Genomic DNA, 14,368 nt, shown 5'->3' with positions numbered 1-14,368 from the left:
ACGCTTGCGGTCATGAGGTCATGAATCCACAGCGAGCGACAGGATAGAGCGAACTCGGTCACACACCGGCCCGTCGCCTTCCACCATTTCTTTCGGAAGGAACAGTCGATATTCGACATCCGGCACCAAAGAGCGAACCAGACGTGATTGTCTGCTCAACTCCGTCACAGTGCCATCTGGTTCCAAGAGCGAGATCCCTTCACCTCGATACAAATACCCTGCCGTAGCGGACTGTCTTCCAGAGATATAATAATCCGGATGGAATCCCAAAGCCCGTGCGGCGGTACGCAGAGCGGCCCACTGCTCTGAGGTGGGCTCATTGCGAACGACCGCTGCAAATAACCGACGGTTCAAGAAACGGCGGGATAAATCGGAAAGCGTCGGATCCTTCGAATGGGACCACAGATGAAACGCGTATAGCAACGTCGACTCGTCGATGGCCATATAGTCGCCCACAGATACCTCGGTCGTCCCCTGATCAAGCAAGGCGACGAGTTCGCGCGGCAAGTCGCCCAATCCGCCACCCTGCCACAGTTCCGAAGCCCTGCGTAGAATGTTCCCCACCAAGACATCGCTGCCGACGGTTACCGGGTGGAGATAGACCTGCGTATACATAAAGTACCGAGCAAAGATATACTGTTCTGCAGTATGCAGACCGCTGGCTTTTAATAATACCCGCCCATCACGCAGCGTAAGTGAGCGTATGAGCCGTGCCAGTTCAAACCGCCCGTAGGAGACCCCCGTCATCAGCGCGTCCCGGAGCAGATAGTCCATCCGGTCCACATCCAGTTGACTGCTGATAAGCTGTTGGATATATACGTGCCGACCAGACTTCTGAAGGATTTGTACCAAGTCCTCCGCGAAGTCCGCGTCGACCGCACCTAAGACCTCCTGCAATTCCGGGTCTTCAAGTAAAATCCGACGCGTCCACTGCTCGTGGCGCACGGGATAGATGGTCTCAAACGTATGCGAAAACGGACCGTGCCCCACATCGTGCAACAACGCGGCGGCCAAGGCCAGCTTGCGATCCCGTTCGTCACGCGGCCAGTTACACTCGTCTTCGAGATAGCGAAGCACCCGACGCATGGTCTCATACGCGCCCAGCGAGTGCGTAAACCGACTGTGTTCTGCGCCATGGAACGTCAGGTAAGAGGTGCCCAGCTGTCGAATCCGCCGCAATCGTTGAACAGCCGCCGTATTAATCAAGCGCCAGACCCATGGGTCTTCGACAAGAATTTCGTCATGTACCGGGTCTTTGAGGACTTTCACGAAACGCGCCAGGCGGACTCCCCCCTTTTGGTCATACTTCGGCTGGAAGACGTATACTTTCCGGGCACATTGATCAAAAAAAGGCCCTGATTCGGGCCATCCGAACGGATTACTCGCAGCTTCCAGGTTGGCCGGCATCCGTGGCCGTGCGAAAGCTCGATCCGCACCCACAAATGGACGTGGCATTCGGATTGTTTATCCGAAACCCCTGACCGCTGAAATCATCCACAAAGTCGACCTGTGAGCCGTCAATCAAGCGTTCACTTTCCTTTTCGACGGCCACTTGAATCCCCTGGATCTGATAAACGATGTCTCCTTCTCTCGGCTCATCCAACGCCATCCCGTAACTGAAACCGGTGCAGCCACCCGGTTTGACATAAAGCCGTAAGGTCTGCTCGTCCGGTCCCCGCTCGGCCATCAATTCGCGCAGTTTTTCCGCAGCAGCATCCGTTAAGGTCACCATGACCGCATAACCTCCCTTGTTAGCCCCATTATACTCACAGTTGCCGAACGAATGCGAGTACCTCCTCCGCGTGCCCGTCCACCTTTACCTTCGGGTAGACCTTGGCAATTCGCCCCTCTTCATCAATGACAACCGTAGTGCGTTCAATGCCGAATACTTTTTTACCAAACATCTGCTTGTCTTTCAGCACTCCATAGGCCGTACAGACCCGTCCATCTTCATCCGACAAAAGCGGCATAGGTAACCCGTGCTTCGCTGCAAACCGCTCGTGGGAACGTAAGGAATCCCGAGAGATACCGTAAACCTTGGCCCCGACCTTCGCAAATTCAGCCGCAAGGTCGCGAAAGGAACACGCCTCTTGCGTGCAACCCGGTGTCTGGTCTTTCGGATAGAAAAACAACACCACTTTCTGCCCCCGCAGCTTGGATAGCGTGACTTCTTCGCCGGTATGCGCAGGCAGTGTGAAATCCGGCGCCATGTCGCCAACTTGTAAACCCGCCATTTGCCTTACACCTCCCGTACGACTTTTACATAACGAATTTCTGGGTCATCCGGTCCTTGCACCGGTAGGCCCGCGCGCAGATTCTCTTCAATATAGTCGATATTGTCCTGAGTCACAACTTCCCCTGGTAAGAGTACAGGAATTCCAGGAGGGTACACCATAATCATCTCGGCAATCGTACGGCCCACAGATTCATTTAACGGCACCACCTCGGTCTGCGCGTAGAATGCTGCCCGCGGTGACATGCGCAGCTCGGGAAGAGACGGAACCTTTACCTTTAACGACACATGCTCGGTCCGGGTACACCCCTGCGCAATTTGTTGCAGCGCATCGACCAGGCGATCAATGTCCTCCGGTTCGTCTCCCCAGGATACGATACACAAAATATTATAAAGGTCGCTCAACTCAACTTCGATGTTGAATTGCTCCCGAAGCATCCGCTCCACATCATAGCCCCGAAGTCCCAGGTCTTTGACACAGATCGTCAGTTTCGTGGGATCCATCGCATAGGTGGCGCTATCTGTTAAGATCTCTCCTCCGACACAGTACAGGCCTGGAATTCCAGCCAAGCGACGACGCGCGTACCGAGCAAGCTCCAGAGCGCGTTCCACACATTCTCGACCATGCAGCGCCAATTGTTTGCGCGCGGCATCCAACGAAGCCAACAGCAAATACGACGTCGACGTCGTGGTCAACATGCTGAGGATGACCTGGACGTGGCGCGGATCCACCAACCCCTTACGAACGTTGAGGATGCTGGACTGCGTCATGGATCCGCCAAGTTTATGGACACTGGTCGCCGCCATATCGGCTCCTGCCTGCATCGCGGACGGAGGCATATTTTCATGAAAATGAATGTGTACGCCGTGCGCTTCATCCACCAAAACGGGAATACGGCGTTCATGCGCCAGTTCCACAATCCGGACGAGATCAGCAGCTACCCCAAAATAGGTTGGATTGATGACCAACAGCGCCTTCGCCTCGGGATGCTCCTGAAGGGCCGTTTCTACGGTTTCCACGGAGACCCCGTGCGCAATTCCTAGGTCCGGATCGACCTCCGGGGCGAGAAACACCGGCCGTGCATCGGCAAGCATAATCGCCGCCAGGACAGACTTATGGACGTTGCGCGGAACAAGAATAACGTCCCCAGGCCCAACGGTGGCCAAGATCATCGTCATGATGGCCGTACTAGTCCCCTGTACGGAAAAAAAGGTCGCATCCGCCCCAAAAGCTTCTGCGGCCAGTTCCTGGGCCTGCCGAATGGCCCCGGTTGGGTGATGGAGGTCATCCAAAGGAGCTATGTTAATCAGGTCTAGCGACAACGCGTTCTTGCCAATAAACTGCTGAAAACGCGATTCCATCCCTCGTCCCTGTTTGTGGCCAGGTATATGAAATTGGATTGGACGCCGCTGGATATGTTCCAGCAGAGCATCAAACAAGGGTGTCTGATCCTGGTTGAGTCGTGTGTGCTCGCGTTGTCCGAGTACGTTCCGCTCTCCAGCGAGCGCTACGCCGATATCGGTCAATATGGATGTCCCCCCAGCCCTTGAATGTTCAAATGTATCTGTACAGGACCCGCACGTTCGTCCCGGGCCTCTGATTAGGCCTCGCTTTCGTCTCTGGTCTTATCCTGATTCGTCCCATCGTTGCTGGCAAACGCAGATACGAAGTCTGGACTTGCGTGTTCCCATAAATCAGGACGTAGCCCTTGCAGAAAGTTCCGCAGACGGACGCGTTCTTGCCAAGGCAACGGCTCAATATCCACGCGGCCTTTCACCGCATAACCCATCTTATTTACAGACTCAGACAGTGATTTATACCCGATTTTCGCTTTCGCGTCAATATCAACCGGGAACACCTGTAAGCCGTAGTATCCTTGCACCTTCCCCTGTCCGTCGGATGAGTCAAAGCGATGCAAGGTAACCCAGCAAATCCACACCCGCCGTGGATGCGGCACCTCCTCGGGGTTCGTTACGAACCGGATGCCACGCTCCACGCCGCTCTTGGCGTGAATTGCACCATTATCCACGAACACACGCTCACCATCAATAATCACGGCCGACATGCCACGCATCTGATTATCTGTGCTCGGCTTCGGGCGACTCGTCAAACGCAAAAGCTCCATTCGTTTCACCTCCACAGACCATGACCCATGATCCGTTTCCAGACAACCTCTATAAGCCAATTCCCCCTGCATTGTACCCCTGCACAACCTTTAACGCTACAGCAAAACGGAAGACTTCACATGCATGTTCCGATACCTTCAGGGAAATGTAAAAACAGCCAAACGGAATGGAAAGCAGGGGATGGTTTCATGAGAAAATCCGTGGCGCTATGTACAGCCATTGTAGCTCTCGCCAGCATCGGACCCATTACGGCGCATGCCGCACCAACTATTTACAATACGCAAGAACCCACGACCATTCGCGTGGCCATCCGAGAAAACAATCCAAATGGCGAACCCGACCCACGCGGACGGATTGTGTACGTGCAAAATGTGCCCTTTTATCAATATTGTGAGGATGTTTTGCCAAACGAGTGGATGCCCTCTTGGCATGTGGAATCGTTGAAGTCCGGCGCCTTGGCCATCAAAATGTTTGCTTGGTTCCACCACTTGCATCCGATCACTATCGATGGGTTCACATTCGATGTGGATAACACGACCAATTTTCAAACGTTCCGTTATCTTTCTCGCCAGCCGGATACAAATCGGGCCGTGATGGCCACCCGTCGGTACGTATACGTAAAGCCCAACGGCGAAATTATCGAACTCAACTACCGAGCAGGCATACCGAACAATCCCAACTGGCAATACCGCAATGCGCAGAAGATGGCTCAGTGGGGGAGCCAGTACTGGGCGCAACACGGCCGCAACTACATTCAGATTCTCCAATTTTATTACCAGGAGCGTGCCTTGCGACAAGTCCGCTCATGACATGAAGGAGGTAGAATCCCCTTGGCAACAAGATACCAAAAACTAGCGGGATTCCTTTTTGTGGTCTGCACCGCTGGCTGTCTGATGAGTCCGGTAGGTCCCCGGCACAAAGCTGAAGCTGCAGAGATGATTCAAACATCACCCGCACAGACCCAGCCGGTTCAACAACCGCAAACAGACGCAGGCGCAAGGTTTACTCCATACGCGCCTTGGCCCACAGCACGCCTGCGCGTACGGGTCATTGATGGGCGTACTTTGAAGCCCTTATCGGGTGCCGAAGTTGTCCTTGTGGAAACCGAACAGCGATTACGCACGGGACCGGATGGCTATACACCATGGTTTGATGCACCGGTTATTCGCAACCCGCGCTTTCGTCCCATGGTAGCCGAGCTGCACGGTCAGCTCACCGTGATTGCCTATAAAAACGGCTACCGTGATTCCGTACATATGGGAATTCGCATGCACGAAGGCCTGGATTCTCAGACGACCGTTTGGATGTACAAGATTGGTCCGGAAGACCGTCGGATTGAACCGGTACTCTACCAGGTTCCCTACCATCGTCTCTGGTTAGTGGAACTCGTGGACAAGTTTCGCCGGAATTCGCAACTGGGCGAAGGCTGGCAAGACCCGAATCGGTAGATGCACGACCATGCGACACGAGGCAGAGCCCCCGTGTCGCATGCATTCTCCCTACTTGAGTTATATACCTTTGACAAGACCTCATGGCTAGGATGGTCGACCTGTTTTGTCGTGCTCCGCATCCACTTGCGGTTCCGCCAACCATGCCATCACGCCCGTGTCATCTCCGGCCCATTGATCCGAGTTCGCAGAATGAGCCTTCGTCCCTCGGCCGCTTGGCCTCTCGCTGCCCGGCCAATCCGCCAAGGCCTGCAAGGCCTCTTCTTGCGAATGGTAGACGGAGTGGAAGGTGTAACCGCTCGGGTACCGGGGGCAATTTTCAATCACAATCTGCCACAGGCCATCTCCCACCTGATGAACCGCATATGGAAGTCCATGAATCTCACGTACAGGTATCCCCCGCAAATAAAACAAGTGCCCTCGCCTCCCGCCTGCAAAGATGCTTGTCTCCCCTGAGCGGTGGGAATCGACGAGGGTAGTATCTCCGAAGTCTCCCGCCTGAATGTGCCGAAGACCAGCGACCGATATATTCGCGAAGGATGTGTTCGTAAGGGTGGATTCAAGAGAAGCGGAGTCGCTTCTGTCGCAAGGCGATACTCGCGACCACGCCGATACAGAAGTAATTGACCAACAACGAGCTGCCCCCGTAGCTAATGAAAGGCAACGTAATCCCCGTGGACGGGCTGAGATAGACATCCATGCCGATGTTTTCGAAAACCTGAAACGCAAACATGCCGACAAACCCGATAACGGTATAGAGTCCAAACGGCTCTTGTACCGTGCCGGCGACTTTCACCATGCGATAGACGAGAACGAGAAACAAAAAGACGAGCACACTTCCGCCGACGAATCCAAACTCATCCCCAATCAAGGAAAAAATGTAGTCCGTATCCTGATTGGGAACGTGTGCTGTCATCGTGCCATTGAGCCATCCTTCGCCAAACACCTGCCCGGAACCAATGGCGATTTGCGCCCAATGCACGTTGTATCCGGCATCCTGCAAGTCGTAGTTCGGATCCAGCCAGGATATAATACGATTCGCTTGATAACTTTGCAACAAATGGTGCTTCACCAAAACATTGTTCACAAAATGCTCAGATGCGTTCGGATGGGCCAAACCGACTCCACACAGAATGACCAATCCCAAGAGCGCCAAGGTCAACAGGGTAACGTAAGTACGCTTCGTAAACACCACATACATGGTCATGAAGATTGCAAACATGACCAACGCCTGACCCAAGGCCGGCTCTTTGAGCGTCAACGCAAACGGAATCAAAAGAAATAGGCCCAACAGCGGTAAGTGACGCAATCCGTAATTCGGGTTTTCGGACTCTTCGACTCTCGCCATATAGTCGGCCATCACTACAATCATTGTGACTTTGGCCATTTCTGATGGCTGCAGGTTAAATCCGGGTAGGGGAATCCATGATCGTGCGCCGTTAATTGGCGGCATCTTAAAGACGACAATTAACAGCAAGGTGGTCAAGGCATATAACGGCCAGCGCACTTTCCGCAAGGTCCGATAATCCAAAAAGACTGTGGTAATCCCCATGACGGCAAATCCCAGTACCTCAAACACAGCCTGCTTGACCCACTCCGCCTGAAACCCATGTGTCGGTAGAGCCTTGGCGGCAGCGTATGAATACAAAGAGGCACAACTGAATGCGGCCAGGGCCACCAAGACCCCTATCAGTGTCCAATCTATCCGACGAACTAACTTTTGCATGATATGTAGATTTTCTCCTTTATGAGGTTGTCTGGACACGCACTTTCATGTCCTTCAATCCGCGTGAGATAGGCCGTTCTGTCTCCAAATTATAACGAAGCCTGCCGATTCGTGCAGTGAACAATCTGTGCATTCGCCGCGCCGCCACTGGCAAATGCCCCATAAACTGCAGGGCGAACGCGGAAAGGAGCCATTGCTTATGGTCACGCATCATCATGTACGAAAGTTGCTTGGCCGGCCCGTAAAGTGCCATACCATCTTCGGAACCTTCCATGGCATCGTCATCCACTGCAGCAAACATCATATCATCCTGGGCGCCGTGACAAGTCCTAGGCAGTTTGGGACCGGCCCGTATCGCCCGTATCCGATGGGGCCCTGGGGGGGCCCTGGGATGCCAGGGGGAGGCTGGCATGTAGCCATTCCACTCGCCGCCATCTTAGGTATTACAGCCATCGGCCTGCACTGGTGGTAAGTCCTGTAGCGACGGCAAAGTTACACAAGCAAAGTTTTGTGTGTCACGCTCACGCTGGCAGGGAATTCTTCAGCCCGTGTCGAACATGCAAAGATTGAATGCTTGACCATGTCGATTCCTGGCTGAAGAAGGTGACCCCCCATGGAAGCACAGCGCCATCAACCTGACTACGTCCTGTTTTTCACCATTCTCCTGCTCTGCGCTGTGGGTGTCGTCACCATTTTCTCAGCAAGTATGCCGGCCGCCCTGCACTATAGCGCATCCCACCCCAAGACCCCTATCCCCGCTGACAATATGGCGGTTCGACAGTTGCTGGCAGCGGGGATGGGGCTGGTGATTCTCACCATTCTTATGCATTGGATTCACTACGAATACTGGTACCGGCGTGCGGTGCTGTTACTCCTCGTTAATTTCGCGCTCCTGACCCTGGTGCTCATCCCCGGCATCGGCCACGTTTCAGGCGGCAGCCGGCGCTGGTTCGGGAGCGGGTCGTTCCACATTCAACCGTCCGAGATCGCCATTGTTCTGAGCGTCATCTACCTGGCATATTTCTTTACCCGAAAGGTTGTCGTCCTGGATGATTTTCGCCTCGGGCTGCGTCCGGCGTTGATTGTGATTGGCATCGAAGTCCTCTTGGTATTTATGGAACCCGACATGGGGACCGCCTTGACCTTGCTGGCAACGAGTCTCACCGTGGTATTTGCCTCGGGGGTTCGTTTGCGTCGACTCTTCATCTTAGGGGCCATTATGCTGCCGGTGATGGTGGCAGCCGCCTTTTTATCCTCATACCGATCCGACCGGATGAGTGCCTGGTTACACCCGTTCGCGGATAAGGGGAACACAGGCTACCAGTTGCTGCAAGGTTGGACCGCCATGGCCAGCGGAGGCTGGTTTGGCCGCGGCTTTGGCATGGGCATCGCCCAGACCGGGTACTTACCCGTCCCGCAAGCCGATTTCATTTATCCGGTGTTTGTCGAGGAATGGGGGTTTGTCGGCGGCGCTACCTTGCTCGTCATCTTTGGCGTGCTGGCCTGGAGAGGCTTTCTCATCGCAAGGAAAGCGCCCAACCGCTTCTCCGCGTTGGTCGCCGTTGGGCTGACCAGCATGATTGTCATCAAGGCGGTCATCAACCTCGGCGCGGTCACAGGGCTCTTGCCGGTGACTGGAGTTCCCTTGCCGTTCATCAGCTACGGCGGCACCTCGCTCGTCGTCAATCTGACTGCGATGGGCATCCTGTTAAACATTTCGCGCTATACCCTGGATGTCGAACCGGAAGCTGACCAACTGGCCGATGTCATTGCGGTGGATGAGGTCCGCGCCGAGCGCGCACAGGCCAAACCGTCCCTCGAGCGGACGACACCCGCCTTCAGTGCCGGGTACCCGGGTGGTTTCCGCAAGCAGCCCTCGCGCAATAACGTGACACAACTGCGGCCAAAGCGGCTGCGTGGTGAAACGCCTAGGCGTGAAAGTTGGCGATCCCGCCAGGAGACGGCGGCCAGTTTGAGTCGACGTGAACGTGAACGCGGCCCCCGTGAACCGGTCATCGTCTCATGGCGCGAGCGCAATCGGAGTCAGTCGGACCCAACGAAGTCTCGCAAGGGCAAGAAACCAAGCAGAAGGGATCGTGACTGAAACGATGCAAAACTACCTGGTCGACATGGGCAACGGCGTGTGGCAGATTGACTTATTGGAACAAGGCCTTCGCGGCCGTACAGGGGCCTATGTCATCCTCGACGAACAGGTCACCGTGATTGAAACCGGCTGCGCAAACTGCCATGACCGGCTCATCGCCGGCTTGGCAGAACTGGGAGTAACCCCGGAGCGAATTGCCTACGTCATTGTCACCCATGTCCATTTAGACCACGCCGGCGGCGCCGGACAGATGATGGCGAAGGCGAAAAACGCGAAACTGGTCGTTCATCCCCGCGGCGCCAAACACATGATCAATCCGACCCGTCTCTGGCAGGGCGCGGCTGAAGTCTATGGAGAACAGCTGGAAACCTTGTTTGGACGCGTCGAATCGGTTCCCAGCGAGCAGATCCTCATTCGCCAGCACGGGGAAACTTTGACGATTGGTCAGCGTACCCTGACGTTTTTTGACTCCCCAGGCCATGCGAAACACCACTTCACCATCTTAGATCCTTTATCCGACGCGCTGTACGCCGGGGACGCGGTGGGAATTCGCTACCGTGACCTGTTCACAGGCTGGGACTTTGAGTGGGTGATGCCTTCGACCTCGCCCGTGGATTTCGATCCGGACGCGGTCCAAAACACCATGAACATGCTACGAGACATCCCATTTCAATGGGTGTACCATACTCATTTCGGTCGATCTCCAAAAGAGGAGGCGATTCAGGGGACTCTGCACGGGGCGTTGGCGATGGCGGACCTCATCCGTGACCTCTACCGGCCCGAACTGTCCGTGGACGAGGTGGTTGCGGCTCTGCGTCACTGGGTGGCCCGGGACCTCTCCGAACGAGGCTATACTGTGGGCGACATCCGCGTGCTCGATATCGACATGGTGTTGGACGCGATGGGATTGTTGCTGTATGAGCAACGCCGCCGTGCAGCCGACCAGTGAAAGGTGATCTATCCCCTTTCTGAACACTTACCATCCGGGTTCTGCCCCCGGTTGACCGTTTCCGGGCGGCGTCTGCATCGGCAGGCGCGCCCGTACGACGTATTCCAGTTGTCCGTGTTGCCGTGTCGATTCGAACAGGACCAGGGAATTCGTCAAGAACTCGAATCGCAGCCCATCCATCACGTGGGATTCGAGCCGTGGGACGGGAAATTGCAATTGACGGGCAAGGGTGATGTGGGCTTGATACGGCCTATCCTCTATGACCATCCCCAGCTCTCTACGCAGCCGTTTGGCCAGACGTCGCTGAATGCGCGCGAATCGGTTCTCACACGCCGATGGGACCCCCACCCACAAAATTCGGTTGCGACGAAACAACCCGACCCGGTCAACCGCCAAAACCGAAGGTCTCTCATCTGCCAGGACCTCTGCGGCCGTCCGCTGAATCCCGCCGACGTTCGTTTCCGGCGTTTCCCCAAGAAACAAGACCGTCATGTGCAGCAACCGTTTTGGTGTCCAATGGGCCCGGACACCAAGCGTTTGGAGCCGTTGCTGCAATAGACCCAGCCGCTGCTTCTCCGCCGGTGGAAAATCAATCCCGATGAACAGGCGTGCCACTTTCAACCCTCGTTTGCCTTTTCCATCTCAACGACGTGGTCATACGCCGCCCGGTCAAAACCGAGAATGATGTCCTCATCCGTAACCAAAATGGGGCGTTTGAACAACTTGCCGTCGGCGCTGAGTTTCTCTATCCATTCGTCTTCACTCAACCGCGCGTCTTTCAGTCCCAGCTCGCGAAACCGCGTGCCACGGCGATTGAGGAACGGATCGATTCCCTGACCGAGCCGACTCACCCATTGCCGAATCTGTTCCCGTGTCGGAGGCTTGTCCACCAAATCCTGAAAAACCACCTCCACGCCATGTTCCTGGAGGTACTTATACGCATTGCGGCACGTGGAACAACGACGATATCCGTAAAACTCCATAGGCTTCGTTGCCTCCCATCCTCTACTACCACGCCTGTTCGGGATTCATTGTCTTTATGAGAACCTTAACCACCTCGGATAAGCCTGCCGCGTCGGCAGCGTCAAACCGCCCGACCACCGGGCTGTCAACGTCGAGAACCCCTATCAGGCGACCGTCGCGAATCATGGGCACGACCACCTCAGAACGGGAAGCTCCATCACAGGCGATGTGCCCGGGGAACGACAGCACGTCCTCGACCACCACGGGTTCCATGCGTTGTGCCGCCGTCCCGCAAACCCCTTTTCCATATGGGATGCGTACACAAGCCGGCTTGCCTTGAAAAGGGCCGAGAACCAGTTGTTCATCTTCCGGATGCCATAAATAGAATCCGACCCAATTAATCGTGTCCATGTGCATGTTGAGCAATGCGGATACGTTGCTGAGGTTTGCTATCCTATCCGGCTCGCCCTCGACGAGGTGGCGCACTTGCCGCGCCACATCCCGATAGAACGCAGGTTTGGATGACGTATCGACTGCAGTCGTTTGGAACACCGTTCACCCTCCGTTTTCCTCTCATATGCCAGCCACCTCGCCGGCATCCACCAACAGCCATGATATAGTATAATCCAGAAAGCGGCCGGATGGGCCAGGAACTGCGTTTTCGGATGAGCCTTGAGAGCGACGTATCGACTGCAAGGAGTGGACAAATTGCTGGGAATTTGGATTGGAAAGCTCTTAGAATTCCTCCTGCGCCTCGCCGGACGCCGCGCCACCAGTTTTCCAGGGAAATTCGCACTGCGCGTATCCCCGGGAATTCTGATGAAATTGGGGAGACAACTGGAGCGCTGCATTGTCGTGACCGGGACCAATGGAAAGACCACGACCACACAACTGCTCGCCGCCATGATGCGCCAGGAAGGTCCCATCATCACCAATGCAGAAGGCGCCAACATGCAGCAGGGGCTGGCGGCTGCCTTGATCAAACACGCCGACTGGCGAGGACGCCTGCGGGCGAAGACGGCGGTGCTGGAAATTGATGAAGCCACACTTCCCTTGGTCGCCTCCTGCTTTCCCATCCGCGTCGCCGCCGTCACCAATGTGTTTCGCGACCAACTCGACCGATACGGGGAATTGGATAGCACGATGCAGAAGATCATCTCCGGTCTGGCAGACACCGAGGCGGTACTCGTTTTGAATGGGGACGATCCGCTCGCCCGCCACATTGGACTTGGTCACCCGGGGCGGGTCTTGTATTTTGGACTCGATGAACGGCACCTGAGCCCGCAAACGCGTGAACAGATGCGCGACGGTGCGTTTTGTCTCGAATGCGGCGAACGATTGGCCTATGATGGCTTTTTCTATGGACAGCTCGGTGTGTATCGCTGTCCGAACTGCGACTTCTTCCGTCCCCATCCTGACTTTCTCGCCCGCGTGGAGGGTGCGGCGCTGCAGCTGAAGCAGGCGGGTCAGCCGGACGTCACCCTGCGCCTGCCCGTGCGTGGCTTGTTCAATGTCTACAACGCCTTGTGCGCCGTGGCCGCAGCGCGGGTGTGCGGGTTAGGGACAGAGCACATCCAGCGCGGGCTCGACGCCTTCCGGGCCCCCTTGGGCCGAATGCAGGTGTTCTCGACCCGTCCGGAAGCGATTCTCAATCTGATTAAGAATCCCACCGGGTGTGATAGCGTCCTGCAGGCCATCTGTCAGGATGCCCAGCCCAAGGTCGTCTGCATCGCCATCAATGACCTGGCGGCGGACGGTCGAGATGTCTCGTGGTTGTGGGATGCTGATTTTGAGTGGTTGGCGGAGTCTGGTCAGGCCGTGCACATCGTGACCACTGGGCTGCGCGCGGAAGATATGGCCCTGCGATTAAAGTATGCCGGTTACCCGACGGTCCAAATGCACGTGCAACCGAACCTCAATTTGGCGGTAGATATGTCGCTCGCGCTGGCCGAGGAACATGGGCCCGTTCCGGTGTACGTTTTATCCACATACACGGCACTGTACCCGATGGCCGAATGCTTAGAACGAAAGGTGAACGCATATGCCCACGAAACTGCGTATCGCACATCTGTATCCTGACCTGTTGAATTTGTACGCGGATAAGGGCAACATCCGTGTTCTGGTCCAGCGCTGCCGGTGGCGAGGGATTGAGACAGAAGTCATCCCGGTTCCATCTGGAGAAGAGCCGAGGCTCGAACAGTATCACCTGGTTCTGTTGGGGGGCGGATCGGACCGGGAACAGGAACTGGTGGCGAAGACCTTAGGAAAGAACAAGCTGGAGTGGCGCCAAGCCGTCCACGCCGGCTTGCCCGTTTTGGCCGTCTGCGGAGGCTATCAACTCCTCGGCGAGTATTACCAACTGCCTGACGGACGAAAGGTCGCCGGACTGGAACTCTTGGACCTAGTCACGAAAGCGGATGGGCCTCGTCTCATCGGCAACATCGCGATTGACGCCGGGCCTGAGTTGGGCACGATTGTCGGGTTTGAGAACCACGGCGGGCGCACGCGACACGGCCATGAGCCGCTTGGGACGGTGTTGAAAGGGCACGGGAACAACGGCCGTGACGGTAAGGAAGGGGTTCGATATCAGAACGTCATCGGGACATACATCCACGGTCCGCTGTTGCCCAAGAATCCCCGCCTGGCCGACCATATGTTACAGCTGGCATTGGATTATGCCGGGATTCGGGCCACACTAGCTCCCCTCGACGATGCCTTCGAGATGGCGGCTCATCACGCATTCCTCTCGCGACGCTTGGACCTGCCGACGGGCTGAAGGCGAAAGCGGGGATAATTCCCCATCCCCGCTGTGCATGGC

General features: G+C 55.9%; 17 protein-coding genes. 6 read left to right on the top strand and 11 right to left on the bottom strand.

Going from position 1 to position 14,368, the window contains the following annotated elements; genetic code table 11:
• Positions 1–18: 18 nt before the first annotated feature.
• The 5 genes from H522_RS0111455 to H522_RS19085 all read right to left on the bottom strand — a co-directional run bounded on the left by H522_RS0111455 (position 19) and on the right by H522_RS19085 (position 4,359).
• Positions 19–1,269, bottom strand: a complete 1,251-nt coding sequence (locus H522_RS0111455) for an HD domain-containing protein (RefSeq protein ID WP_245578095.1) — start codon at positions 1,267–1,269, stop codon at positions 19–21.
• 109 nt (positions 1,270–1,378) lie between these two features.
• Positions 1,379–1,732 carry a HesB/IscA family protein gene (locus H522_RS0111450; RefSeq protein ID WP_026962418.1) on the bottom strand — a complete coding sequence of 118 codons (354 nt, stop codon included), beginning with the start codon at positions 1,730–1,732 and terminating at the stop codon, positions 1,379–1,381.
• 34 nt (positions 1,733–1,766) lie between these two features.
• Entirely contained in the window at positions 1,767–2,234 is a 468-nt protein-coding gene (bcp, locus tag H522_RS0111445; protein WP_026962417.1) for a thioredoxin-dependent thiol peroxidase, read from the bottom strand.
• Between the two features lie 5 nt (positions 2,235–2,239).
• Complete coding sequence (locus H522_RS0111440; protein ID WP_051344206.1) at positions 2,240–3,751, bottom strand: aminotransferase class I/II-fold pyridoxal phosphate-dependent enzyme; 1,512 nt, start codon at positions 3,749–3,751, stop codon at positions 2,240–2,242.
• Between the two features lie 83 nt (positions 3,752–3,834).
• The gene (locus H522_RS19085) at positions 3,835–4,359 is read right to left on the bottom strand and encodes a YwhD family protein (protein WP_051344201.1); all 525 of its coding nucleotides are present in this window, start codon (positions 4,357–4,359) and stop codon (positions 3,835–3,837) included.
• Between the two features lie 189 nt (positions 4,360–4,548).
• Here H522_RS19085 and H522_RS0111430 point away from each other — a divergent pair, with 189 nt between their 5' ends.
• Together H522_RS0111430 and H522_RS19080 are read left to right on the top strand one after the other, a co-directional pair.
• Positions 4,549–5,169 (top strand): SpoIID/LytB domain-containing protein, encoded by a 621-nt coding sequence (locus H522_RS0111430; protein WP_035453611.1) that lies wholly within the window; start codon positions 4,549–4,551, stop codon positions 5,167–5,169.
• Between the two features lie 21 nt (positions 5,170–5,190).
• Positions 5,191–5,808: a hypothetical protein gene (locus H522_RS19080; protein WP_245578094.1), complete on the top strand. Its 618-nt coding sequence runs from the start codon at positions 5,191–5,193 to the stop codon at positions 5,806–5,808.
• An 87-nt stretch (positions 5,809–5,895) separates the two neighbouring features.
• Here the strand turns inward: H522_RS19080 and H522_RS0111420 are convergent, their stop codons facing one another.
• The 3 genes from H522_RS0111420 to H522_RS21750 all read right to left on the bottom strand — a co-directional run bounded on the left by H522_RS0111420 (position 5,896) and on the right by H522_RS21750 (position 7,835).
• Entirely contained in the window at positions 5,896–6,222 is a 327-nt protein-coding gene (locus H522_RS0111420) for a hypothetical protein (RefSeq protein WP_026962414.1), read from the bottom strand.
• 145 nt (positions 6,223–6,367) lie between these two features.
• Positions 6,368–7,534, bottom strand: a complete 1,167-nt coding sequence (locus H522_RS0111415) for an FtsW/RodA/SpoVE family cell cycle protein (RefSeq protein ID WP_035453609.1) — start codon at positions 7,532–7,534, stop codon at positions 6,368–6,370.
• 19 nt (positions 7,535–7,553) lie between these two features.
• Positions 7,554–7,835, bottom strand: coding sequence for a hypothetical protein (locus H522_RS21750; RefSeq protein WP_026962412.1), 282 nt, complete (start codon positions 7,833–7,835; stop codon positions 7,554–7,556).
• Between the two features lie 312 nt (positions 7,836–8,147).
• On the opposite strand from H522_RS21750, the gene H522_RS19075 reads away from it, so the two are divergent.
• Positions 8,148–9,638: an FtsW/RodA/SpoVE family cell cycle protein gene (locus H522_RS19075; protein WP_051344200.1), complete on the top strand. Its 1,491-nt coding sequence runs from the start codon at positions 8,148–8,150 to the stop codon at positions 9,636–9,638.
• Positions 9,631–10,587, top strand: coding sequence for an MBL fold metallo-hydrolase (locus H522_RS0111400; RefSeq protein WP_245578093.1), 957 nt, complete (start codon positions 9,631–9,633; stop codon positions 10,585–10,587). Before H522_RS19075 ends, H522_RS0111400 begins: the two co-directional genes overlap by 8 nt.
• A gap of 27 nt (positions 10,588–10,614) precedes the next feature.
• On the opposite strand, the gene thpR is transcribed toward H522_RS0111400, so the two are convergent.
• From thpR to H522_RS0111385, 3 genes are read right to left on the bottom strand one after another with little or no spacing between them, the layout of a single operon-like run.
• The gene (gene thpR / locus H522_RS20605) at positions 10,615–11,202 is read right to left on the bottom strand and encodes an RNA 2',3'-cyclic phosphodiesterase (protein WP_026962410.1); all 588 of its coding nucleotides are present in this window, start codon (positions 11,200–11,202) and stop codon (positions 10,615–10,617) included.
• Positions 11,203–11,204: 2 nt separating this feature from the next.
• Entirely contained in the window at positions 11,205–11,570 is a 366-nt protein-coding gene (locus H522_RS19065) for an arsenate reductase family protein (protein WP_035453603.1), read from the bottom strand.
• Between the two features lie 25 nt (positions 11,571–11,595).
• Positions 11,596–12,102 carry a GAF domain-containing protein gene (locus H522_RS0111385; protein ID WP_026962409.1) on the bottom strand — a complete coding sequence of 169 codons (507 nt, stop codon included), beginning with the start codon at positions 12,100–12,102 and terminating at the stop codon, positions 11,596–11,598.
• Between the two features lie 156 nt (positions 12,103–12,258).
• Between H522_RS0111385 and H522_RS0111380 the strand changes: the two genes are divergently transcribed.
• On the top strand, positions 12,259–13,629 hold the full coding sequence (locus tag H522_RS0111380; RefSeq protein ID WP_026962408.1) for a Mur ligase family protein: 1,371 nt from the start codon (positions 12,259–12,261) through the stop codon (positions 13,627–13,629).
• Positions 13,592–14,326: a type 1 glutamine amidotransferase gene (locus H522_RS0111375; RefSeq protein WP_026962407.1), complete on the top strand. Its 735-nt coding sequence runs from the start codon at positions 13,592–13,594 to the stop codon at positions 14,324–14,326. The genes H522_RS0111380 and H522_RS0111375 overlap by 38 nt, the downstream gene beginning before the upstream one ends.
• The last annotated feature ends 42 nt before the right edge of the window (positions 14,327–14,368 follow it).

The organism is Alicyclobacillus herbarius DSM 13609 (assembly GCF_000430585.1).
GTDB classification, from domain to species: domain Bacteria; phylum Bacillota; class Bacilli; order Alicyclobacillales; family Alicyclobacillaceae; genus Alicyclobacillus_G; species Alicyclobacillus_G herbarius.
This window is presented reverse-complemented; position numbering and strand designations above follow the sequence as displayed.